This is a genomic window from Rhizobium sp. P28RR-XV, from assembly GCF_012641385.1.
Classification (GTDB): Bacteria; Pseudomonadota; Alphaproteobacteria; order Rhizobiales; family Rhizobiaceae; genus Rhizobium.
Genome location: NZ_JABAIG010000004.1, coordinates 316,907 through 339,632 on the forward strand (window position 1 = coordinate 316,907; position 22,726 = coordinate 339,632).

The following is a 22,726-nucleotide window of genomic DNA, read 5'->3' on the forward strand; positions in this document are numbered from 1 at the left end:
CATAATGTATATACATAATCGAAAGGCTGACAAGAGGGATTTTGGACTCCGTGTCCGAAAGGAAAGAGTGAGACCATGACGATACTTCATGCACGCACGGCTTTGCTTGGCGACGGATGGCACGAGAATGTGCGATTGACCCTCGAGGGCGGCCGGATCGCCGAGATCGCAACCGACGTCGCACCCGCAAGCGGCGACAATAGACAAGATATTCTCGTCCCCGCCATGCCGAACCTGCACAGTCACGCCTTCCAGCGCGCCATGGCCGGCCTTGCCGAAGTCCGCGGCCCGGCCAACGACAGCTTCTGGAGCTGGCGCACCGTCATGTACAAATTCGCCCTGTCGATGACCCCCGATCATGTCGAGGCTGTCGCCGCGCAGCTTTATATGGAGATGCTGGAAGCTGGTTTCTCTCGCGTCGGCGAATTCCACTATCTGCACCATGACAAGGACGGCAGCCATTATGCCAATATCGCCGAACTGGCGGAACGCATCGGCGCCGCCAGCGCCGAAACCGGCATTGCGCTGACGCTGCTGCCCGTCTTCTACGCTCACTCCGGCTTCGGTGGTGCCGCTCCTATCGACGGCCAACGCCGCTTCATCAATTCGATCGAAAGCTTCGAAGCGCTGATGGCCGGCTGCCGTACGGTCACCAGCCGCTTGCCCGGCGCAGAGCTCGGCATTGCGCCGCACAGCCTGCGTGCAGTCACGCCGGAAGAGCTCGCAAAGCTCGTGCCGATCGCCGGCGACGGGCCGATCCATATCCATGTCGCCGAGCAGGTGAAGGAAGTGGAAGACTGCATCGCCTGGTCGGGTGCCCGCCCGGTGCAATGGCTGCTCGATAACGCGCCGATGAATGAGCGCTGGTGCCTGATCCACGCCACGCACATGACCGAGGACGAAACCCGGCGCATGGCCAGAAGTGGCGCGATTGCCGGCCTCTGCCCGATCACTGAAGCCAATCTCGGCGACGGCGTCTTCGCGGCACCTCTCTTCCTGGAAGAAGGCGGCCGCTATGGCGTCGGCTCGGATTCCAACATCCTGATTTCGGTGCCGGAAGAGTTGCGGCAGCTCGAATATTCGCAGCGCCTGGCGCTGCGCGCCCGCAACGTCATCGCAACGACCGGCGGCTCCACCGCCCGCATGCTGTTCGACGGCGCATTGGCTGGTGGCGGCGCGGCTCTGAAAGCGCCAACGGGCCTTGCCGTCGGCAATCATGCCGACATCGTTTCGCTCGATGCGAGTGCGGCACCCTATCTCTCCGGCGACCGCATTCTCGATCACTGGACATTTGCCGGCGGCGTCAAGGTCGATGGAGTCTGGGCGCTAGGTCGCAAGCATGTCGAAGGCGGTCGTCATATCAAGCGCGAGGCAATCTCGGCGCAATTCCGCAAGACGATGGCTGAACTCATTGCGTAAATACCGCTTTTCCTCCCATTGATTGCCCCCTAAATAACTTGCGGGAAATTCCATGTCTTTCACGGAACAGATGGGCGGTATGACCACGAGCAAAGATGCGACCCTGCATCAGCGCATCCTCACCGATATCGAGGGCCAGATCGTCTCCGGCGCCTGGCCGCCGGGACATCGCATTCCATTCGAACTGGAATTGGCGGATCAATATGATTGCTCGCGCATGACGGTGAACAAGGTGCTGACCCAGCTTGCGCGCGCCGGCTTGATCGAGCGGCGCAAGCGTTCGGGCAGTTTCGTCACGCATCCGCAGGCCCAATCCGCCGTGCTTGAGATCCACGACATCGAATCCGAGGTCCTGTCGCTCGGCCTGCCCTATTCGCATCGGCTGATAAAGCTAGCGGAGCGGCGCGGACGGCCTGAAGACGCGCATCGGCTGCAATTCGTCGGCTCAGTCTCCGTGGTGGAGATCACCTGCATCCATTACGCCGGCCCACGCCCCTTCTGCCTGGAAGATCGCGTTATCAATCTCGATGCTGTGCCGGATGCGACGAAGGCGGATTTCCAGACCCTGCCCCCCGGTCCCTGGCTGTTGAACCAGGTGCCGTGGAGCACCGCCGAACACCAGATCCGCGCCATATCGGTCGAGGGCGACGCTGCCGCAAACCTTGACGTTCAGAAAGGCACGGCCTGTCTCGTGGTCGAACGACGCACCTGGAGCGCGGCCGGCCCGATCACCCATGTCCGCCTCACCTATCCCGGTGACCGTCACAGCCTGGTCGCTCGGTTTACGCCGGCAAGCTGACCCTTTTTCCCGGCATTGCCCTTAAGGGCGCGGCGGGGATTCCGTCGGCGGCGGAATGAGGCTTTCGGATTGACGGACGGGCTGGGCGGGATCGACCAGCAGGATGCTGAGCGCAATCAGAACCAGTGCCAGAATCAGGAGGATTCCGATCAAAAGTGGACGAATCGCGGTCATTTCGTTCTCCAATCTCCCCAGCCCAGCGCAAAAGCGCGATAGGGAATTCGAGATAACCAGCGCAGTCTAACGGTAAATGTTAAGCAATGCTTGATGTTCCGGGAAATATCCGGCCTTTTCCAAGAATTTCTGGCCGCGCCGGAGGACATGACCATCTCACGCTTGTTTGAGTGGCGAGTGATGAAAGCGGCGCCTAGCATCGTGATGCAGATGGCGCAATCTCATTGCGCAGCCTGCTGCCGATCAATTTCAACCCTCCATAGTCTCCATACCAAAGACGACCGATAGATCGCTCGGCCGGTATATCAAGGGAGTTAATACCCATGCATCGCAAACGTCTGATCACGGCTGCGCTGACGCTTTCCGTCGCCATGCTTGCCGCGCTGCAAAGTGCCAATGCCGCCGAGCGCGTGAAAGTGCGCGGCACCGTGGAAAGCCTCGATGGCGACACTCTCAAGGTGAGGTCTCGAGATGGTAGCGACGTGACGGTCGCGCTGAAATCCGGTGGCAACGTCGGCGGCGTCGTCCAGGCGGCCGTCGGCGACATCAAGCCCGGCGATTTCGTCGGCATCGCCTCGCAGCCGACCGACAGCGGCATCAACGGCGCCATAGAAGTGGTTATCTTCCCGGCCTCGATGAAGGGAACCGGCGAAGGCGACCGCCCCTGGGATTCGGCGCCGAACGGCTCGATGACCAATGCCACGGTCGCCAATGCCGTGACCTCCGTCGACGGTCCGACATTGACGCTCACCTACAAGGGCGGCGAACGCAAGATCAACATTCCCAAGGGCACGCCCGTCGTGACGCTGACATCGGCGACGAAAGCCGATCTGAAGCTCGGCGCCGGCGTCTTCATAACAGGCGAACGCAACGCCGATTCCACAGTCTCTGCCGACCGCATCGCCGTCGGCCTCAACGGCACCGTGCCGCCGATGTGATGGCCGCAGGGTCATTGGCTGACTTTATCACTTAACGAAAACAGGCGGACCGCAATGCTGCGATCCGCCTGTTTTCTTGATACGTGGCGAATGGTCGGGAAACCCTATTCTGCCGCCTGCGCATGCGGGCGATGATCGATCGCATCATCCTCGTCATCTTCCACCGGCTTCGGCTGCTTCCAGGCGATCAGGCGATAAAACATCGGAATGAAGAAGGTGGCGATGAAGGTCGCCGCCAGCATGCCGCCGATGACGCCGGTGCCGATCGCATGGCGGCTGGCCGAGCCGGCGCCGGTGCTGATCGCCAGTGGCACGACACCGAGGATGAAGGCGAGCGAGGTCATGACGATCGGGCGGAAGCGCAGCCGCGCCGCCTCGAGCGCCGCCTCGGCCGCACTCATGCCATCCTTGCGCTTCAGCACGGCGAACTCGACGATCAGGATGGCGTTCTTTGCCGCCAGGCCGATCAGCGTCACCATACCGATCTGGAAATAGACGTCGTTGGTGAGCCCGCGCAGATAGGTGGCAAGCAATGCACCGAACAGCGCAAACGGGATCGCGGTGATGACGGCAAGTGGCAGGCTCCACTTTTCATACTGCGCGGCGAGGATCAGGAACACCATGATGATGCCGAAGATCATCGCCTGCGTGCCGGCGCCGCTGGTTTCCAGCTCCTGGTAGGCGGAGCCAGTCCAGGCGATCTGGAAGCCCTCCGGCAAGGTCTCGGCCGCCACCTGCTGCATGGCCTTGATCGCATCGCCTGACGTATAGCCGGGCGCCGGGTTGCCGGTGACCTTGGCGGCGTTGAAGGCGTTATAGCGTTCGAGCTGATCGGGACCGATGGTGCGCGTCACCTTGATGAGCGTATCGAGCGGAATCATCTTACCGCTGTCCGAGCGCACGAAGACCTGGCGCAGATCGTCAGGCGATTCGCGGAACGGCGCTTCCGACTGCAGGTTGACCTGATAGTTACGGCCGTAGAGCGTGAAGTCGTTGACGTAGAGGCTGCCGAAGGTCGCTTGCATGGCATCGAAGACCGAGTTGATCGGCACGCCGAGCGCCTTGGCCTTCTCGCGGTCGAGATCGGCGCGGAACTGCGGCACGTTGGTGTCGAGCGTGGTGCGCACACCCGCAAGCTCCGGCCGCTTGGAAGCGGCCGCCACAAGCTTCTGCGCCTGTTCGGAAAGCCCTGCGACGCCCTTGCCGCTGCGATCCTGCACATAGACTTCGAAACCGCCCGTTGTCGACAGACCCTGGATCGGCGGCGGGTTAAAGGCAAGCACCATGGCATCCTTGATGCCCATATTGGCGCCGATCATCGGGCCTGCGAGATTGCGGGCGTCGAGCTCGGGCGTCTTGCGCTCGCTCCAGTCCTTCAGCGTCACGAAGGCGACGCCGGCGCTGCTCTTCAGGCCCCCCGACAGCAGGTCGAAGCCAGAGACCGCAAAGACGTTCTCGACGCCGGGCAGCTTCTCGGTGTTGACGAGCGCCTCATCCATGACGGCCTGCGTGCGCGTCAGCGAAGCGGCCGGCGGCAGGATGGCGATCTGGAACAGCGAGCCCTGGTCCTCGTCCGGCACCAGCGATCCCGGCAGCGTATAGAAGAGATAGCCGGTCACGCCGAGCAGGCCGGCAACCAGCACGCAGCCGACGATGACGCGCTTCAGGAAGAAAGCGACGCCTGCGGCATACCCCTCCGTCAGCCGCTCGAAGGCGCGGTTGAAGATGCGGAACGGCAAGGCTGGCTCATGATGGCCGGGCTTCAGGATCAGCGCGCAGAGCGCCGGTGTCAGCGTCAGCGCCACGATGCCGGACAGAATGACCGAGATCGCGATGGTGACGGCGAACTGCTTGTACATCTGGCCCGCCAGCCCGCCCATGAAGGAGACCGGGATGAAGACGGCGCAAAGCACCAGCACGATGGCGATGACCGGACCAGTCACTTCGCCCATCGCCTTGATGGCCGCCTTTCTTGGCGACAGTTTCTCGGTCGACATCAGGCGCTCGACGTTTTCAAGCACCACGATGGCGTCGTCGACGACGATACCGATCGCGAGCACCAGCCCGAACAGCGTCAGCAGGTTGATCGAGAAGCCGAGTATATACATTCCGGCAAAGGTGCCGATGATCGAGATCGGCACGGCGATGACGGGGATCAGCGTCGCCCGCCAGTTCTGCAGGAAGACGAAGACGACGATGATGACGAGCAGGATAGCTTCGATGAAGGTCTTGACCACTTCCTCGATCGATACCTGGATGAACTTCGTCGTGTCATAGGGGATCTGGTAGGCGACACCCTGCGGGAAGGACTTCTGCAGCTCGTCGAGGCGCGACTTCAGCGCAGCCATCGTATTCAAGGCATTGGCGCCCGGCTGCAGATAGACGGCGATCGGGATCGCCGGCGTGCCGTTCAGGCTGCTCTGCACCGAATAGCTCTTGGTGCCGAGCTCGATGCGCGCCACGTCCTTCAGCCGGAGCGTCGCGGCGTTGGCGGTCGAACGCAGGATGATTTCGCCGAAGGCATCGACATCGGGCAGGCGCCCTTGTGTCGTCACCGTATAGGTAAAGGCCTGCGGATTGTTGCTGGGCTGATCACCAAAACGGCCGGCGGCGAACTGCGAATTCTGCTCCTGAATGGCGGTCGCGACATCGCTTGGCGTCAGATTGTATTGCGCCAGCTTGTCCGGCCGCAGCCAGATGCGCATCGAATAGTCAACATCGCCGAGCAGGTTGACGTCGCCGATGCCGGGAATGCGCTTAAGGTCGTCGATGACGTTGAGCAGGGCGTAATTGCCGACATAGGCGCGGTCATAGCGGCTGTCGGTCGAATACATCGCCACGAAGCCGAGGATCGAGGTCGAACGCTTGGTGACGACGACGCCGAGGCGCGTCACGTCCTGCGGCAGGGTCGAAACCGCCCGCTGCACGCGGTTGTTGACGTTGATCGCCGCCTGGTCAGGATCCGTGCCGAGCGCGAAGGTCACCGTGATCTGCATCGCGCCGCTGTTGGAGTTCGTCGACTGCATGTAGAGCATGTTTTCGACGCCGTTGATCTGCTGCTCGAGCGGAGCGGCAACGGTCTGCGCCACGGTCTCGGCGCTGGCGCCCGGATAGGTCGCGGTGACCACGACCTGCGGCGGCGTCAGTTCCGGATATTGTGCGATCGGCAGGATGCGCAGGCAGACGGCGCCTGCGAGCAGAATGACGATCGAGATCACCGCCGCGAAAACGGGGCGGTCGATGAAGAATCTGTTGCCCAACATCAGTTCTGCGCCACCTTCTTCGCGTCCTTAGGCGTTGCATCCGCCGTCGCCTGCACCGGGGCGCCGGGGCGCACCTTGATGATGCCTTCGGTGATCAGTCTGTCGCCGGCCTTGAGACCGGACAGCACCAGCCAGCTGCTGCCGATCTTCTGGCCGAGCGTCACCGGATTGACGTGCGCCTTGCCTTCCTGATCGATCGTATAGACGAACTGTCCCTGCGGGCTCTGCATCAGCGCCACTTCGGGGATCGTGATGGCGTTATCGAGCGAAACGCCCGTCACCTTCGCACGCACGAACTGGCCCGGCAGCAGCCGGCGGTCGGGATTGTCGACCACGGCGCGGGCCTGCAGCGTGCCGGTCGACACGTCGATCGTGGAGGAGGTGAAGTCGACGACGCCGTCATGATCATAGGACGTGCCGTCGCCGAAAGAGATCTTGACGCCGAGATTGGGCGCCTCGCCCTTGGCCTTTTTCATGTCGATCAATCGGCGCACTTCTGCCGCCTCGGAATCCGAGAACGAGAAATTGACGTAGACCGGATCGAGCTGCGTGATGCTGGTGAGCAGGCCGGTATCGCCCGTCGTGCCGATCAGGCTTCCCTCGGACACCTGCTCGAGGCTGGTGATGCCGCCGACCGGTGCGGTGACCTTGGTATAGTCGAGATTGAGCTGCGCCGTCTGGACCTGCGCCTGCGCGGCGGCAACGGCCGCCTCCGCCAGCTGCCGCGTGGAAATCGCGTCGTCGCGCGCCTTCTGCGTGACCGCGTTCTGCTCGAACAGCGTGACGTTGCGCTTTTCCTCGCGCTGCCCTTGCGCCAACTGAGCCTGGCTTTGCTGCAATTGTGCCTGAGCCTGGGCCAGCGCTGCCTGGTAGGTCGCCGGATCGATCAGGAAGAGCACATCGCCCGCCTTGACCTCGGCGCCCTCAATAAAGTTCCTTTTCAACAGGATACCGCCGACACGTGCCCGCACATCGACTTGCCTAAAGGCGGAGATGCGCGCAGCATATTCGTAGGTCAGCGATACGGTCTGCGGCTTGACGTCAATGGCTGTCACCTGCGGCGGCGGCATCTGTGCGGCCTGTTGCGCGAGGGAGGGGAATGCGCTGAAGATAAGCAGTCCGGCGACAACGAGGCTGCTGCGCAGGAGGAGGGAACGATGCGTCGTCATGGGAAAATCACCGCGAGATTCAACATTTTTTATTGCGCCGCAATATACAAACATACATGAATGATTGTAAACATCAAATCGACGTGACTTTCGTGCCGAATATCGCGAACCGCATGCAGGTTTCAGATATTACCGCATGAAATCAGATATATAGCGCGCGGCGAAATACCCCTTTTCGCCCGCGGAAGTTCGAGGAGGCGCATGCGCAGAACCAAGGAAGATGCGGCCAGGACCCGCGAGGAAGTCCTCGCCGCCGCCGCCGAGATTTTCTACGAAAACGGCGTCAGCGGCTCGAGCCTCGAAAAGATCGCCCAGCGCGCAGGCGTAACGCGCGGTGCGATCTACTGGCATTTCAAGGACAAGGCCGAGGTCCTGACGGCACTGCATAGGGAGATCCGCCTGCCGCAGGAGACGATCGTCGATTATGCGATTGCTCATGGCCATGACGATCCCCTCGGCCTGATCGAGAACGCCACAATCGAAGTCCTGCAGATTCTGGTGAATGATGAGCATCAGCAGCGCGTCTTCGCCATCATGATCCTCGGCTGCGAGTTTACGGAACACCTGTCCGACGCGGCCCAGCGGATCGTCACGGCCAATGCCGAAATGTTCGGCAAGTTGCAGAAACTGATCGAGATGGCGGATGAACGGAGCCGGCTTGCGCCGCTATGGACCGCCGATGCCGCCGCCCGGGCCATCCAGTGCTCGATGAATGGCCTTCTTGCCGAATGGCTTCGCTCGGGGAAATCCTTCCCGCTGGTCGACGTGGGCGAGCGGCTAGTCCGCAGCCTGATCCACTCCATGCGCGGTGAAACCTCTAATTAGGCGCCTGCGTGCCGCGTGGCCTCGGCCAGAGAAATGTCCGACTTGATTTCCCGCGTCGACATCGAGGTCACCGTATGCCTGACGCCGGGCAGCCTGTTCAGCTCCTGCCGCAACAGCCGATCGAGGGCAGCCATGTCTGTGGCCAGGATATGAAGGAGATAATCCGCCTCCCCCGTCGTCGCATGGCAGCGCCAGATCAGTGGATGTCGGCGGACGGCGGCTTCGAAAACATCGAAGCGCTCGACATCGATCGAAACCTGCACGAAAGCCTCCAGGCCGAAGCCGAGACGGGCGGGGTCGAGAAGCGCCCTGTACCCCCTGATCACGCCAGCCTCCTCCAGCGCCTTCACCCGTTTCCAGCAAGGCGTCTTGCTGAGACCGGCGAGATCGGCAAGCGCCGCGAACGAAATGCGGGCATCGGCCTCGAGGGCGGCGATGATCTTGTGATCCAAAGCGTCTAAATCCATCGTTCTCTCCGTCGCGTAAAAACTTGTCGATCGTACTCTATTTCCGCGATTTTGGATGACAAATAGGAACAATGTTCAAGCCGAAATTTCGTATCCTGCAGGAAGAGCAAACATGCTTGGCGGTCGAGGGCCGGAACAAAGGGAACGAGGATGCAGAAGAAAGACTATTACGCGCGCATCGAAGCGCCCGAAATGCGCGACTATGGCGTTTACCTGCAATGCGACAAGCTGCTCGCCTGCCAGAAGCCGCTCGGCGGCATGGTCAACGGCGACGAACTGCAGTTCCAGATCGTGCATCAGGTGGAAGAGCTCTGGATGAAGCTCATGGCCTACACGCTGGTCGACGTCATCGCCTTCATGGAGGAGCGCAACACGCATCGCGTCGTCACGCTGATGGGCCGCGTGCACCGGATCATGCGCATGATGACGGCGCAGCTCGACCTTCTGGAAACCATGTCGCCGAAGGAATATCAGCAAATCCGTCTGCAGCTCGGCAATGGCAGCGGACAGGAATCGCCGGGATTCAAATTCCTGCTGCGCATGCCGCCCGATCTCTGGCACGCCTTCAAGGCGAACTATCTCGACGCCGCCGGCCTGACGGTCGCGGACATCTATGATGGGAAATACGATCATGGCGACAGCTACGTGGTCGCCGAGGCGCTGGTGGAATATGACGAGCTGTTCCAGAAATTCCGCGCCAACCATATCTACCTGATCCAGCGCTCCATCGGCCTCGGCTCGAAATCGCTGAAAGGCCGCCCGGTCGACCTTTTGCAGGCCGGCACGCGCCATCGCTTCTTTCCGGATCTCTGGGACATCCGCGCCGAAATGACCGATCGCTGGGGCAGCGAATACGGTGTCGTCCGCGATTCCATTTCCAACCACGACGCCGCCGAATAGGCGCTGAATGGAAACTGCCTTCCGCTGCCGCCGATTTCAAGCGGAAGGCCTTCGATGACTGGTAGACCCAGGTTCCTCGGATAGCCCCATGGTCACTATCCGCTCGGCAAACGCTGCCGAGGATGTTGCGATCCCGATCCCTTGCAAGCATTCGGCCCGCAATCGGTTGATGCGCGGGGCGACCGGGGCACCGTCTTCCCCGTCGTAACGGTCAAGCCGGACGGACTCCTTTCCCCATCGAGCAAATCACCCGGTTGCCTCCGACACTGGCCCCGACGCCCTGCCACAAGGGCCAGGAAATTGGCATTTTGGTCCTATGAAATGTAAAAACCATGAAATATAGCCTATTGCATAAATTTGTTACCTGGCATATTTAATTAGTAACTTCAAAATCCGATCCTCCCCCCGGAGCCCCGCATGACGCAATTTCAGGAAGCCGCCACGCAGGAACGCACATGGAAGTTCGCGAGCCGTGACGAGGACGACCGCCCGAGCCTTCCGGAAGTCAATTCGACTGTTAAGGTTCCTGATGCCGGCAGCTGGATCCGGCGCCTGATCGCCTTCCTCGGCCCAGGCTATATGATCTCCGTCGGGTACATGGACCCCGGCAACTGGGCGACGGATCTCACCGGCGGGGCGCAGTTCGGCTATACGCTGCTTGCCGTCATCATGCTGTCGAACCTGATGGCGATCCTGCTGCAGGCACTGTCGGCCAGGCTCGGCATCGCCACCGGCCGCGACCTCGCCCAGGCCTGTCGCGATCACTATCCGCGACCCGTCAACCTGGCGCTCTGGTTCGCCTGCGAACTCGCCATCATCGCTTGCGACCTTGCGGAAGTCATCGGCACGGCAATCGCGCTGCAGCTGCTTTTCGGAATTCCGCTGATCGGCGGCGCGCTGATCACCGCGCTTGACGCCTTCCTGCTGCTCCTCCTGATGAACAAGGGCTTCCGCTACCTCGAAGCCTTCGTCATCGCGTTGCTGATCGTCATTGCCACCTGTTTTGCCATCCAGATTGCCGCCGCCGCCCCGCCGGTTGCAGCGATCCTCGACGGCTTCATCCCCTCGCCCGAAATCGTCACCAATCACCAAATGCTCTATATTGCCATGGGCATCATCGGCGCGACAGTCATGCCGCATAACCTCTACCTGCACTCCTCGATCGTGCAGACGCGGGCCTACAAGCGCACGGAAGAAGGACGCCGCGACGCCATCAAATGGGCAACCGTCGACAGCACCGTCGCACTGATGCTGGCGCTGTTCGTCAATGCCGCCATCCTGATCGTTGCAGCAGCCGCCTTCCACACCACCGGCCACTCCGATGTCGCCGAGATCGGTCAGGCATATGAGCTGCTGTCGCCACTGCTCGGCCTCGGCATCGCATCGACACTGTTTGCTGTGGCGCTGCTGGCCTCCGGCCTCAACTCGACCGTCACGGCGACGCTTGCCGGCCAGATCGTCATGGAAGGCTTTCTCCGGCTGCGAATTCCGCACTGGGCAAGACGGCTTTTGACGCGCGGCCTCGCAATTATTCCGGTTGTGTTCGTAACCGCCATCTATGGTGAAAAGGGCACCGCGAATCTCCTCGTGCTGAGCCAGGTTGTCCTGTCCATGCAGCTGCCTTTCGCGGTCATCCCGCTGGTCCAGTTCGTCACGAACCGTGAGAAAATGGGCAGTTTCACCGTATCCAGAAACATTGCCGTCCTTTCCTGGGCGGTCGCGGCAATCATCCTGCTGCTGAACTTCAAGCTGCTCTACGACACCATCTTCGGTTGACGAATCATTTTGAACGCGCGAATCTGGATCTGTGGATGATCACGACAATTAACTGACTCGTAATACTTGCCTAGATTTCGCCACGATTTGCCCTAGTTTGGGCCCACCGCAGTCTGCAGGGTTCCTCACTTCATGGCCGAAAGTCCATTGCGCGTTCAATTTCCTGCAGAGGCTGCCATCCAGGCGCGGCCGCATCATGATTTTCACATTCCATTTCTGCCGCGCTCCGCCCATCTGCGCCATCTGATCGCCATCGGCCTGGCGGGCACCGCATCCTTTGGGCTGCTTGCCACCGTGCTCTATCCGCTGCTGGCGCGTCATACGATCGAACAAGCCGTGCCCATGCGCACGGCGGAGCTCGCCCATCCCCAGCCTGCAATGCCCAAGGGCAGCCGGTTGGCGGCAAAACAGCGTTTCGACGGCGCTCGCTTCGCTCAGGTTGCGGAAAAGCTCTCCAGCGGCGAAACCCGCATCTTCACCTACCATCGCACCACGCTCGTCTTCAAATCCGACGAGTCCGAAAGTGCGCGCAACGGTGCCGAAGCGATCAATGTCGCCTATGGCGGCGAGCGTGCCGACAATGAGATGTTCTCGCCACCGTCGCTTTCGGATATCCGCGACGGCATCTACCCGCAAACGACGCATTACGACACCGTGCGCCGCTCGCGCTTCCCCGTTCGCGGCGTCCCGCTGAACGTCAGCGTATCGAAGGCGACGACCGGCGAGCAGGGCCGTGAATTCCACCGACTGGTCTCCATGCCGAAGGACAAGCAGGATCTGCAGGACATCCTGGCTTCCGCGGGCCTCGGCAGCGACGCCGGCGACGAGCTGCAGCGCGCCCTGGAGACCGATACGGTTTCGCCCGGCGACAGCCTGGAACTGCTGCTCGAGAAGACGGGTCCGCACGCACGCCCGAAACTGATCATGGCCCGCCTCAGCGGCGACAAAACGCCGGAGCGGGTCGTTGCCCGCGACGATGCCAACGGCTTCGTGCCGATGGCCAACGACAGCCTGTTTTCGACCCTCTATAGCGAAAGTCAGGCCGAGGCGCCGTCCTCTTCGGAAGTAGCGGCGGTCGATCTCAGGAACGTCGACGGCAATGACGAGGCTGCGGTCAGCGCCAAGCTGGAGAGATCCGGCCTGAGCAAGGAATATGCCTTGCAGCTCATCAAGCTCGCCAAGACCAAAGGCGTTTCGCTGACGAGCATCGAGGACGCTCCCGACAGCGTCGACCTCCTCTTCCGAAAGTCGGATGACGGCCGCAACGAGCTTATGTTCATCGAATTCCATGCCGATGGCGACACGCATCGCTTCTATCTGCATAGGGACGGAGGCGACGGTTCCTCGGAATTCTACGATGAAAGCGGTCACTCGGTCGCTAAGTCACTCGTACACCGCCCCGTGCCGAACGGCACGCTCGGCGATGGTTTTGCCTGGCGCATCCATCCCATTCTCGGCGTGAAGAAATTCCACAACGGCGTCGATTTCCGCGCGCCGATGGGTAGCCCCATTCAGGCGGCCGGCGACGGCATCGTCGAGAAGATTTCCTGGGAAACCGGCTACGGCAAATATGTCCGCATCCGTCATGACGGCGGCTATGAAACCACCTATGCCCATATCTCCGCAACGCCGCAGTCTTTACGCGTCGGCCAGCGCGTCACGCAGGGGCAAGTCATCGCCTATGTCGGGTCGACCGGCTACTCCACCGGCCCGCATCTCTATTATGAACTGCGCGTCAACGGCCGCTATGAAAACCCGCTGACGGCGCAATTGCCGGCCGGCACGAATCTCACCGGCAAGTCGCTCGACAGCCTGCGCTCGCAGGTCAGCCACGTCGAAAACATCATGAGCTATCTCGATGTTCCGCCGGCCCGCGACAATCCGCCCGAACCCTTTTCCAGCTTCGATCAGGGGCCGAATTTGGGCGCGAGCCTCGGACCCAGTTTCGGGCCGAACCATTTCGGCACGCCGTAACCGTAAACCAGCCAGAAGCCGGTCTATGCGCCGCCATTTCGCGCTCCGCGCGGGTGGCAATGGCGCGTCGGTGCCGAATGCGATAACAATCCTCCGATACATCGCCATAGAGACGGTATCGCCGCGTGCCTATGACAGGCATGCCGAAATCGTCCACAAGACAATCTGTAAGGAGCAGACATTGGCGCGCAAGCCGTTGCCGGAACCGAAGGATCGCTTGCCAAGCGAAAGCAGGCGTCTGCGCGCCGATGCGCAACGCAACCGCGACATGCTGATCGAAGTCGCGGCGCATGCCTTCGCGAGCCACGGCACCGCCGCCTCGCTGGAGGATATAGCACGACAGGCGAATGTCGGGATCGGAACGCTCTATCGCCATTTCCCCAGCCGCGAGCATCTCGTGGAGGTGGTCTATCGTCACGAAGTCGAGGCGCTATGCGCGGCGGCCGAGACGCTCTCCGGCGAACTTGCCCCCGATCAGGCCCTGGAGGAATGGATGCATCGCTTCGTCGGATATCTTGCCACCAAGCGTGGCATGGCCGATAGCCTGCGCATTCTTGTCAACAGCAACTCCAAGCTCTTCGCCGACAGCTACGGCAAGGTGCCCGTCGCACTTGCCGGCCTGATCGAAAGAGCGGTCGCCGCCGGTTCGATCCGCGCCGATGTCGACAGCACGGACGTGCTGCATGCCCTGACGGGGGCCTATTCCATGCCCAATTCGCCGGAATGGCACGATCGCGCCCGGCGTCTCGTGCGCCTGTTGATGGATGGATTGCGCTGGGGTGCGCCGAAATTGCCGACGCCATAGGGCCTGATAATCGGCGGGATGCTTCCTATATGTTTTTTTGAACGCGAATCGTCAGGCGCGTCTACCGCCGTCGTAGCCTTGTGCCTGGCCATTATCAAAGCTGCGGAGAGCAAAAATGTCCGAAAAGCTGGTCAAAATCCCCGGTCCAGATCACCCCATCACGATCGAAGAGAAGTATGCCCATGTCACCGTCTCCGTCGCCGGCAAGATGATTGCCGACACGCATGAGGCGCTGTCGCTCAAGGAGGCATCCTATCCGGCCGTCCTCTACATTCCCCGTAGCGATGTCGACATGTCCTTGCTGCAAAGGACCAGCCACAAGACCTACTGCCCCTACAAGGGCGAATGCTCGTATTACAGCATCCCGGCCGGCGGCGAGCGTTCGGTGAACGCGATCTGGACCTATGAAAATCCCTATGCGTCCGTCAGCCGGATCAAGGACCACATGGCCTTCTATCCGGATCGCGTCGATTCGATCGATATCATCACCTAAAGAGCAAGGCCGCTCGACGCGTCGAAGACATAGACCTGCTCCGGGCTCACCGAGACATTCAGCGGCTGCCCGTAGCGCACCGGCGCCTCGCCATCGACCACGGCCGTCACCTGCTCGCCCGCGAGGTCGAAGAGCACATGCATCTGCGCGCCCGTCGGCTCGACCAGCAAAGTCTGGCCGGTGAGCGGCGAGCCGTTGCTGGCAAGGCTCAGATGCTCCGGCCTGAGGCCGATCTTCACGCTCTGGCCCGCCTTCACCTTGCGTTCTCCGGCAATGCGCACCGGCGTACTGTCCTTCAGCCGCACGGCAGGGGAGCCCTCGATACCTTCGACCACGCCGTCGAGGAAATTCATGGCCGGCGAGCCGATGAAGCCGGCGACGAAGAGATTGGCCGGTTTGCGGTAAAGTTCGATCGGCGTGCCCTGCTGCTCGATCCGGCCCTGGTTCAGCACGACGATGCGGTCTGCCAGCGTCATCGCCTCGATCTGGTCATGGGTGACGTAGATCGAGGTGGTCTGCACCTTCTGATGCAGCGCCTTGATTTCCGAGCGCATCTGTACACGCAGTTTCGCATCGAGGTTGGAGAGCGGCTCGTCGAACAGGAAGACGGCGGGATTGCGCACGATGGCGCGGCCCATGGCGACACGCTGGCGCTGGCCGCCGGAAAGCTGCGCCGGCTTGCGGTCGAGCAGCTTGGTGAGATCGAGCATGCGCGCAGCTTCGTTGACCCGCTGCTCGATGACCGGCTTGGTCTCGCCCGAGAGCTTCAGGTTGAAGCCCATATTCTCGGCGACCGTCATATGCGGATAAAGTGCGTAGGACTGGAAGACCATGGCGATGTTGCGCTCGCGCGGCGTCATGGCGTTAACCACCTGCCCGCCGATCGACACGTCGCCATCGGTGATTTCCTCAAGCCCGGCGATCATCCGCAGCAGGGTGGACTTGCCACAGCCGGAGGGACCGACGAGCGCGATGAACTCGCCGTCCTCGATCGCCAGTGAGATATCGTGGATGACGGTCAGCGCCCCATAGGCCTTGTGGATGTTGTGCAGTTCGACGGATGCCATTTGTTTGTGCTCCAATAAGGCTCAGGATTTCACCGCGCCGGCGGTGAGGCCGGCAATGATGTGCTTCTGCGCCAGGAAGAAGACGATGACGGTGGGCAGGATGGTCAGCGTGATGAAGGCGAGCACCAGCTCCCATTCCGTGCCGAATTCGCCGCTATAGACCATCATGCCGAGCGGCCAGGGATAGATCGAGTCCGAGTTCAGCATGATCAGCGGCAGGATGTAGCTGTTCCAGCTGCCGACGAAGGAAATGATGCTGACGGTCGCGATGATCGGCCGCGAGAGCGGCAATGAAATATGCCAGAAGAAACGGATATAGCCGCAACCATCGACAAAGGCCGCCTGGAACAATTCTTCCGGAAGGTTTCGAAAATAGTTCCGGAAGAGAAGGATGCTCATGCCGAGACCGAAAGCCACCTGCGGCAGCACTACGCCCCAATAGGTGTTGAGCAGGCCGAGATCGCGGATGCGGATGAAGAGCGGCAGGATGGCGGTGGCGGCCGGGAACATCAGGCCGATGAGGAAATAGTTCAAGAGGAAGTTCGAGCCGAAGAATTTTACATGCGCGAAGGCGAAGGCGGCCATGGCCGAGACCGACAGCGTCAGGAACACGGTGAGAACGGCGATGATCAGGGAATTCATCATCTGCCGCCAATAGCGGTCGCCGAACAGGATGCCGGTATAATTCTCGAAATGCCACTCGACCGGCAGGCCGAACGGATTGGTGCGGAGATCGCCGAGCGTCTTGAAGCCGCCGAGCGCAGTCGTCAGCAGCGGGATCAGCACGATGGCGGCAATGAGGGTCAGCGACACATAAAGATAGATCTTCGTGCCGGTGGTCAGTCGAACGGATGAAGCGATATCAGTCATTGCGCATAAATATCCGTTTGTAGCCGAAGGCGAGGGTGACGCAGATCACGAACAGCACGACGCCGACGGCGCTGCCGAGGCCGACCTGCATGCGCGTAACGCCGAAATTGTAGAGGAAGGTCACCATCGTCTGCGTCGAGTTGAACGGGCCGCCGCCGGTGAGCGGCATGATCATGTCGAAAAGCTGCAGCGATCCCACGACTGCGAAGAAGACGGAAAGACGCAGCGTCGAGCCGAGCAGCGGCAGCGTCACGTAACGGAACTTCTGCCAGCCGGTCGCGCCGTCGATCTCGGCCGCCTCCAGCACGCTCTTGTCCAGCGACTGCATGCCGGCGATGAACAGCATCATATGGAAGCCGAAATATTTCCACACGATCACGCCGAGCACGGCATACATCGCCAGGTCCTTGTCGGCGAGTACATAGGGCGTCGGCGTGCCGAGGAATTGCGCGATCGCGGCAAACAGGCCGTAATCGCCGTCATAGACGAAGCGCCAGATCAGGCCGGCGGCCACTTCGGCCAGCACGTAAGGCAAGAAGAAGATCAGCCGGAAGAGCACGACGCCGCGAATGCGGTGCGCCAGCATCGTCGCGAGCCAGATGGCAAGCGGCACCTGGATGGCGATCGAAATCAGGATGATGAGCGCATTGTTCTTCAGCGACGTCAGGAAGGCGCCGTTCTTGAAGAGCACCTGGAAATTGCGCAAGCCCACGAACTCCGTCGGCGGGCCGTAGCCGTTCCAGCGATAAAGGCTGTACCAGGCCGCCTCCCCCATCGGCAGGATGACGAAGATGGTAAAGAGCAGCAGCGCCGGCGGCAGGAACAGCAGGATGACGGGCAGGCGGCCGCGCGCGGCCGGCGATTTTCGTTTTGCAGCCGGCCTCGCTCTTGCGACGGAAGGCATGGCGGTCGTGGCGCTGACATCGGTCATGGGCGGTCTCGACAGTTACAATTCAAGGAAAAACCGGCGCCGGCACAAGGGAGCGGCCGGCGCCGGATGCCGCTAGAGCTGGTCCTGTTCGAAGGCGTCCTGGACCTGCTGCGCGCCATCCTTCGGCGAAATCTGGCCGGAGACGATGCCGACGGCCACATCGTTGACGACGCGGCCGACCGAGGGGCCGAGATCCTGGTCGAAGAAATTCTGGTGCCAGGTCGAATGCGCCAGCTGGTCGGCAGCTTCGTGCATCAGCGGACCCTTGACGCCATCTTCGGCGCCGACGGCGACCGGGATGATCATGCCGGCCTGCGCCATGGTGCGCTCGTTTTCGGCATTGGTCAGATAGGCAAGGAAATCCAGCGCCTCGGGCGGGGCCTTCTTGGTGACGGCCCAGCCGTTCAGGCCACCGAGCGTATCGGTCGGAAGGCCAGCGCCGCCGGTCACGGCCGGGAAGGCGAAGCGGCCGATATTGTCATTCGTCAGACCCTTGCCGTCGCCGGAATTGGTGCGCTGGTTGGCAACCGTATTTTCGAAGCCGAGGATCATCGCGGCCTTGCCGTCGCCGAAGACGCCGAGCGCCTGCGGCCAGGTGGTGCCGAGATAGCCGGGCTGGAAGGGTTCGAGCTTGCCAAGCTCGGCAAGCTGTTCGCCGGCCTTGATGATGGCCGGGTCGTTGAAACCGTTGCCCTTGCCGTTCTTGGCGTCGCTGAAGACCTGCTGACCGCCGTCGCGCATCACCAGATAGCTCCAGTAGAAATGGATCGGCCATTTCTCGCCGCCACCGCCCGCGATCGGCGCGATGCCGGCAGCCTTGATCTTCTTGACGGCGGCCAGATAATCGTCCCAGCTCTTGATGGCATTGGCGTCGACGCCGGCCTTGGCGAACAGCGCCTTGTTATAGAAGAAGGAAACCGTGCCGAGCTTGTAGGGTACAGCGCTGATCTTGTTGTCGAAGGTCAGGCCCTTGACGGCCGCCTGATTGTAGCTTTTCAGCCAGGCGCCATCCTTGGCGTTCATCGCCGCGGTCAGATCCAGCAGCGTGCCGGTCTGCTGCTGCTGCTTCAAGACGCCGCCGCCCCAGCTGAAGAAGAAATCGGGCGCGTCCTTCGATTGCAAGAGCGTCGGCAGCTTCGCCTTGAAGGCCTCGTTGGCCAGAAACTGCATCTCGATCTTCGTGCCGGGATGCTTGGCCTCATACTGATCCGCGATCTTGCGCCAGACGGCGACATAGTTCGGATCGGTTTCCAGATGCAGCCATTTGACGACGGTGTCGGCGGCAGCGCCCGTCGCGCCGGCCAGGATCGCCAAGCCGGTCGTGGCGGCGACAGCTGCGATGCGAAGGGCCTTGGCCCCACGTAGATGGATCATGATTTTCTCCTCCCAAGGGAACCAAGAGCCTCAATATTTTTTCCCTTATGCGGAATAATTCAACGGAGCTTTGCTGAAATGTCAACCACCATCGCTAAATTTTCGGCATATTGCTGGCAAAATGGCTTGACATTGGGCGATGACCATAGGTTATTTAATTCGCATTCCGTCAAAAATACCAGGCCGCAGCCGAGCGGGTCCGTCATTCGGCGCCATTCTCATGAAAACAGCAGATCCCGAGCTTATGCGGGCGATAAACCGCTTCAACGTGCTGGATACGATCCGGCGGGCGGGCTCGATCGCACGTATCGAAATCAGCGACCGCACGCAGCTTTCGACCACCACCGTGTCGGCGATCACAGCCTCATTGCTGGATGACGGCTTGATCCTAGCGCGGACGGAGGGCGACCTGCGCGAGGCGGCCACTCGAGGCCGGCCGCGCGTCATGCTGGAGCTCAATCCGGATGCCGCCCGCGTCGTCGGCGCTAAAATCGCCGCCAACCGCATGGTTTTCGTCGTGACGGACTTTCGCGGCGAGGTTCTTTCCACGCTGACGCTGGCGCTACGCGTCGACCGACAGCCGATCGGTGTCATTGCCGATCTGATCGAGGATGGCGTGCGCCGCTGCGTTGTCGACGCCAATCTGGCTTTGGACGAGATCGATTCCGTCTGCCTCGGCCTGCCCGGCGTCATCGAACATCGCACCGGCCATGTGCGCACCAGCCCGATCTTTCGCGAAACCGGCGTCGATTTCGCCAAGGAAATGTCCGAGCGGTTGGGCGTGATCACCATCGTCGAAAGCGACGCGCATGCGATCACGCTCGCCCATCACTGGTTCGGCAAGGCGAGAGACCTGGACGACATGGTGCTGGTGTCGCTGGAACAGACGCTGGGGCTCGGCGTGCTGCATGGCGGCCAGCTCTTTCGTGGCGCCGGCGGCCTCAGCCACAATCTCGGCGATCTCGTGCTCGGCATGGGTCCGCAAGGCATCATCCGCCTGGCAAGTCTTGCCGGCGAAAGCGCCATTCTCGGCGATCAGCCAAGCGGCCGTTTTGCCGAAGCCATCCGTCTCGGTCGGGGCATGGCGCATGCCAAGACGCTGATAGACGCCGAAGACATCTCGCTGATCAATGCGGCAATCCGCGCCGGCGAAGCCTGCGGCATGGCGCTTGCCAATATCGTCACGCTGTTTGCCCCACCGCGCGTCATTCTTGTGGGATCGAGCCTGGCGCTCGGCCAGCCCTTCCTCGACAGCCTGCGGGAGGCCTATTCGCTGGCCATTCCGCCATCGATCAAAGGGGTAACCGAACTCGTTTTCGACCAGTCCACCGACGAGACCTGGGCACAGGGCGCCGCGGTCGTCGCGCTGCGCGAACTCTACGAATCGCCCTGGGGGACGACGGGACCGGCACCGGCCCTCTGATCACTGGAATTGCGTCGAAACAACAGGATAGAGCGGCTCAGCGATTCCGTGAAACGCTGAGCCGCTCCAGGACAGCAAAGACAATTCATCTGGAGGAAATCTATGAACAAGGTCGGCATCGGCATTATCGGCTGCGGAAACATTTCCGGCGCCTATCTCACCGCCATGAAATCCTTTCCCGTTCTCGACATCAAAGGCGTGGCCGATCTCAATCGCGAGCTCGCCGAGGCGAAGGCTGCCGAATTCGGCCTGAAGGCCGTGGATATCGCAACCCTGCTTGCTGATCCCTCGGTCGAGATTATCGTCAACCTGACCATTCCCAAAGCGCATGTTGCCGTGGGCCTGCAGGCGCTGGACGCCGGCAAGCACACCTATTCGGAAAAGCCGCTCGGCATCAATTTTGCCGAAGGCAAGAAACTCGCGGATGCCGCGGCGGTCAAGGGCCTGCGCATCGGCGCGGCCCCCGACACCTTCCTTGGCGGCGGCCATCAGACGGCGCGCGCCATCATCGACGAGGGCGCGATCGGCATCCCGGTCGGCGGCACCGCCACCTTCATGTGCCCCGGCCACGAGCGCTGGCATCCGAATCCGGCTTTCTATTATGAAGTCGGCGGCGGCCCGATGCTCGACATGGGTCCCTATTACATCACCGACCTCGTTAACCTGCTCGGTCCCGTCTCCCAGGTCGCCGGCTTTGCCGTCACGCCGCGCAAGGAGCGCATCATCACCAGCGAGCCGCGCAACGGCGAGCACATTCCGGTGCACGTGCCGACGCATGTTGCCGGCGTCATGGCCTTTGCCAATGGCGCTGTCGTCCAGATCGGCATGAGCTTCGATGTCGCCGGCCACAAGCATGTGCCGCTCGAAGTCTATGGCACGGAAGGCACGCTGATCGTGCCTGATCCGAACCATTTCGGTGGCGCTGTCGAATATCTGAAAAAGGGCGGCCAGTTCGAGGGGCGCGAGGTCACCGCCCCCTATGCCGACGGCAACTACCGCTCGCTCGGTGTCGCCGATCTGGCGCACGCCATCCGCTCCAACCGGCCCCACCGCGCCGATGGCAGCCTAGCGCTGCATGTGCTCGAGGTCATGGAAGCCTTCCAGACGGCCTCCGACACCGGCCGCACGGTCACGATTACTACCAAAACCGAACGTCCGGCCCCTCTGTCCGAATCCCTGGTGGACGGAAAAATCGGCCGCTAATCGAAAGAGTTCAGGAGATACATCATGCGTGAAGCACTTATTGTCTGGGGCGGCTGGAGCGGCCACGAACCGCAGGAATGCGCCCATATCATCCGCGATATGCTGGAAGAGGACGGCTTCAAGGTCTACCTCGAAAACAGCACCGAAGCCTTCGCCGACCCCTCGATCCACGATCTCAGCCTGATCGTGCCGATCGTCACCATGTCGAAGATCGAGAAGGAAGAGGTGAAGAACCTTGCCGATGCGATCGAAAGCGGCGTCGGCATCGCCGGCTATCATGGCGGCGCTGGCGACTCGTTCCGCGAAAGCGTCGAGTATCAGTTCATCATCGGCGGCCAGTGGGTCGCCCATCCCGGCAACATCATCGACTATACGGTCAACATCACACGACCGGACGATCCGATCATGGAGGGGATCACCGATTTCCCCTATACGTCGGAACAATATTACATGCATGTCGATCCGTCGAACGAGGTGCTGGCGACCACGACCTTTACCGGTGACCACGCCTACTGGATCGACGGCGTCGTCATGCCGGTCGCCTGGAAGCGCAAATACGGCAAGGGCCGCGTCTTCTATTCCTCGCTCGGCCACCAGGCCAAGGAATTCGACGTGCCGCAGATGAAAACCATCTTCCGCCGCGGCGCCAATTGGGCGGCACGCTGAGCGCTGCCCCTTTCGAAAAAACCGCTCCTCATATCATTTGAGGGGCGGCTGATTATCGGGCTCGGCCGCCGCCGCAGCCTCATTGCTTCGAGCAAATCGCAGCCGGAGCAGCCCGGACGGGCCGCCGCTGGAATCTCCCGCGAAAACGCGGTGCAGCCTTCACTCTTTCGGCCGTTTGCCAGCCCATTCC

Annotated in this window: 20 protein-coding genes; 12 read left to right on the top strand and 8 right to left on the bottom strand. The window is 61.5% G+C overall.

From position 1 onward, the window contains the following. Positions 1 to 75: 75 nt before the first annotated feature. On the top strand, positions 76 to 1,419 hold the full coding sequence (locus tag HGP12_RS10925; RefSeq protein ID WP_168839792.1) for a formimidoylglutamate deiminase: 1,344 nt from the start codon (positions 76 to 78) through the stop codon (positions 1,417 to 1,419). A 79-nt stretch (positions 1,420 to 1,498) separates the two neighbouring features. Next, positions 1,499 to 2,218, top strand: coding sequence for a histidine utilization repressor (gene hutC, locus HGP12_RS10930; protein WP_168840075.1), 720 nt, complete (start codon positions 1,499 to 1,501; stop codon positions 2,216 to 2,218). 21 nt (positions 2,219 to 2,239) lie between these two features. Here hutC and HGP12_RS10935 read toward each other — a convergent pair whose 3' ends face one another. Continuing rightward, the gene (locus HGP12_RS10935; protein WP_168839791.1) at positions 2,240 to 2,392 is read right to left on the bottom strand and encodes a hypothetical protein; all 153 of its coding nucleotides are present in this window, start codon (positions 2,390 to 2,392) and stop codon (positions 2,240 to 2,242) included. 323 nt (positions 2,393 to 2,715) lie between these two features. On the opposite strand from HGP12_RS10935, the gene HGP12_RS10940 reads away from it, so the two are divergent. Then, a complete protein-coding gene (locus HGP12_RS10940) occupies positions 2,716 to 3,330 on the top strand; it encodes a hypothetical protein (RefSeq protein WP_168839790.1) in 615 nt (204 codons plus the stop codon). Between the two features lie 104 nt (positions 3,331 to 3,434). Here HGP12_RS10940 and HGP12_RS10945 read toward each other — a convergent pair whose 3' ends face one another. Next, positions 3,435 to 6,593 carry an efflux RND transporter permease subunit gene (locus tag HGP12_RS10945; RefSeq protein ID WP_168839789.1) on the bottom strand — a complete coding sequence of 1,053 codons (3,159 nt, stop codon included), beginning with the start codon at positions 6,591 to 6,593 and terminating at the stop codon, positions 3,435 to 3,437. Next, the gene (locus HGP12_RS10950) at positions 6,593 to 7,762 is read right to left on the bottom strand and encodes an efflux RND transporter periplasmic adaptor subunit (protein WP_168839788.1); all 1,170 of its coding nucleotides are present in this window, start codon (positions 7,760 to 7,762) and stop codon (positions 6,593 to 6,595) included. The genes HGP12_RS10945 and HGP12_RS10950 overlap by 1 nt, the downstream gene beginning before the upstream one ends. A gap of 201 nt (positions 7,763 to 7,963) precedes the next feature. Between HGP12_RS10950 and HGP12_RS10955 the strand changes: the two genes are divergently transcribed. After that, complete coding sequence (locus tag HGP12_RS10955) at positions 7,964 to 8,587, top strand: TetR family transcriptional regulator (protein WP_168839787.1); 624 nt, start codon at positions 7,964 to 7,966, stop codon at positions 8,585 to 8,587. Here the strand turns inward: HGP12_RS10955 and HGP12_RS10960 are convergent. After that, positions 8,584 to 9,054: an Lrp/AsnC family transcriptional regulator gene (locus tag HGP12_RS10960; protein ID WP_168839786.1), complete on the bottom strand. Its 471-nt coding sequence runs from the start codon at positions 9,052 to 9,054 to the stop codon at positions 8,584 to 8,586. The two genes, HGP12_RS10955 and HGP12_RS10960, sit on opposite strands and share 4 nt — an antisense overlap. A 150-nt stretch (positions 9,055 to 9,204) precedes the next feature. On the opposite strand from HGP12_RS10960, the gene HGP12_RS10965 reads away from it, so the two are divergent. The 5 genes from HGP12_RS10965 (at position 9,205) to HGP12_RS10985 (ending at position 15,002) form a co-directional block, all read left to right on the top strand. Beyond that, positions 9,205 to 9,954, top strand: a complete 750-nt coding sequence (locus HGP12_RS10965; protein ID WP_168839785.1) for a tryptophan 2,3-dioxygenase family protein — start codon at positions 9,205 to 9,207, stop codon at positions 9,952 to 9,954. Between the two features lie 417 nt (positions 9,955 to 10,371). Further along, positions 10,372 to 11,730: an Nramp family divalent metal transporter gene (locus tag HGP12_RS10970; RefSeq protein ID WP_168878753.1), complete on the top strand. Its 1,359-nt coding sequence runs from the start codon at positions 10,372 to 10,374 to the stop codon at positions 11,728 to 11,730. Between the two features lie 147 nt (positions 11,731 to 11,877). Further along, positions 11,878 to 13,704: a M23 family metallopeptidase gene (locus HGP12_RS10975; protein ID WP_246703318.1), complete on the top strand. Its 1,827-nt coding sequence runs from the start codon at positions 11,878 to 11,880 to the stop codon at positions 13,702 to 13,704. Between the two features lie 25 nt (positions 13,705 to 13,729). Beyond that, positions 13,730 to 14,509: a TetR/AcrR family transcriptional regulator gene (locus tag HGP12_RS10980; RefSeq protein ID WP_312862869.1), complete on the top strand. Its 780-nt coding sequence runs from the start codon at positions 13,730 to 13,732 to the stop codon at positions 14,507 to 14,509. Positions 14,510 to 14,624: 115 nt separating this feature from the next. Then, entirely contained in the window at positions 14,625 to 15,002 is a 378-nt protein-coding gene (locus HGP12_RS10985) for a DUF427 domain-containing protein (RefSeq protein WP_168839782.1), read from the top strand. Here HGP12_RS10985 and HGP12_RS10990 read toward each other — a convergent pair. The 4 genes from HGP12_RS10990 to HGP12_RS11005 all read right to left on the bottom strand — a co-directional run bounded on the left by HGP12_RS10990 (position 14,999) and on the right by HGP12_RS11005 (position 19,244). After that, on the bottom strand, positions 14,999 to 16,069 hold the full coding sequence (locus tag HGP12_RS10990; protein WP_168839781.1) for an ABC transporter ATP-binding protein: 1,071 nt from the start codon (positions 16,067 to 16,069) through the stop codon (positions 14,999 to 15,001). The two genes, HGP12_RS10985 and HGP12_RS10990, sit on opposite strands and share 4 nt — an antisense overlap. 21 nt (positions 16,070 to 16,090) lie before the next feature. Then, on the bottom strand, positions 16,091 to 16,939 hold the full coding sequence (locus tag HGP12_RS10995) for a carbohydrate ABC transporter permease (RefSeq protein WP_168839780.1): 849 nt from the start codon (positions 16,937 to 16,939) through the stop codon (positions 16,091 to 16,093). Beyond that, the gene (locus HGP12_RS11000; RefSeq protein ID WP_168839779.1) at positions 16,932 to 17,870 is read right to left on the bottom strand and encodes a carbohydrate ABC transporter permease; all 939 of its coding nucleotides are present in this window, start codon (positions 17,868 to 17,870) and stop codon (positions 16,932 to 16,934) included. Before HGP12_RS11000 ends, HGP12_RS10995 begins: the two co-directional genes overlap by 8 nt. Positions 17,871 to 17,942: 72 nt before the next feature. Further along, entirely contained in the window at positions 17,943 to 19,244 is a 1,302-nt protein-coding gene (locus HGP12_RS11005) for an ABC transporter substrate-binding protein (RefSeq protein ID WP_168839778.1), read from the bottom strand. Between the two features lie 220 nt (positions 19,245 to 19,464). Between HGP12_RS11005 and HGP12_RS11010 the strand changes: the two genes are divergently transcribed. The 3 genes from HGP12_RS11010 to HGP12_RS11020 all read left to right on the top strand — a co-directional run bounded on the left by HGP12_RS11010 (position 19,465) and on the right by HGP12_RS11020 (position 22,536). Then, on the top strand, positions 19,465 to 20,667 hold the full coding sequence (locus HGP12_RS11010; RefSeq protein WP_168839777.1) for an ROK family transcriptional regulator: 1,203 nt from the start codon (positions 19,465 to 19,467) through the stop codon (positions 20,665 to 20,667). 102 nt (positions 20,668 to 20,769) lie between these two features. After that, on the top strand, positions 20,770 to 21,870 hold the full coding sequence (locus HGP12_RS11015) for a Gfo/Idh/MocA family protein (protein ID WP_168878754.1): 1,101 nt from the start codon (positions 20,770 to 20,772) through the stop codon (positions 21,868 to 21,870). Positions 21,871 to 21,894: 24 nt separating this feature from the next. Then, positions 21,895 to 22,536, top strand: a complete 642-nt coding sequence (locus HGP12_RS11020) for a ThuA domain-containing protein (protein ID WP_068389995.1) — start codon at positions 21,895 to 21,897, stop codon at positions 22,534 to 22,536. Positions 22,537 to 22,726: the final 190 nt, after the last annotated feature.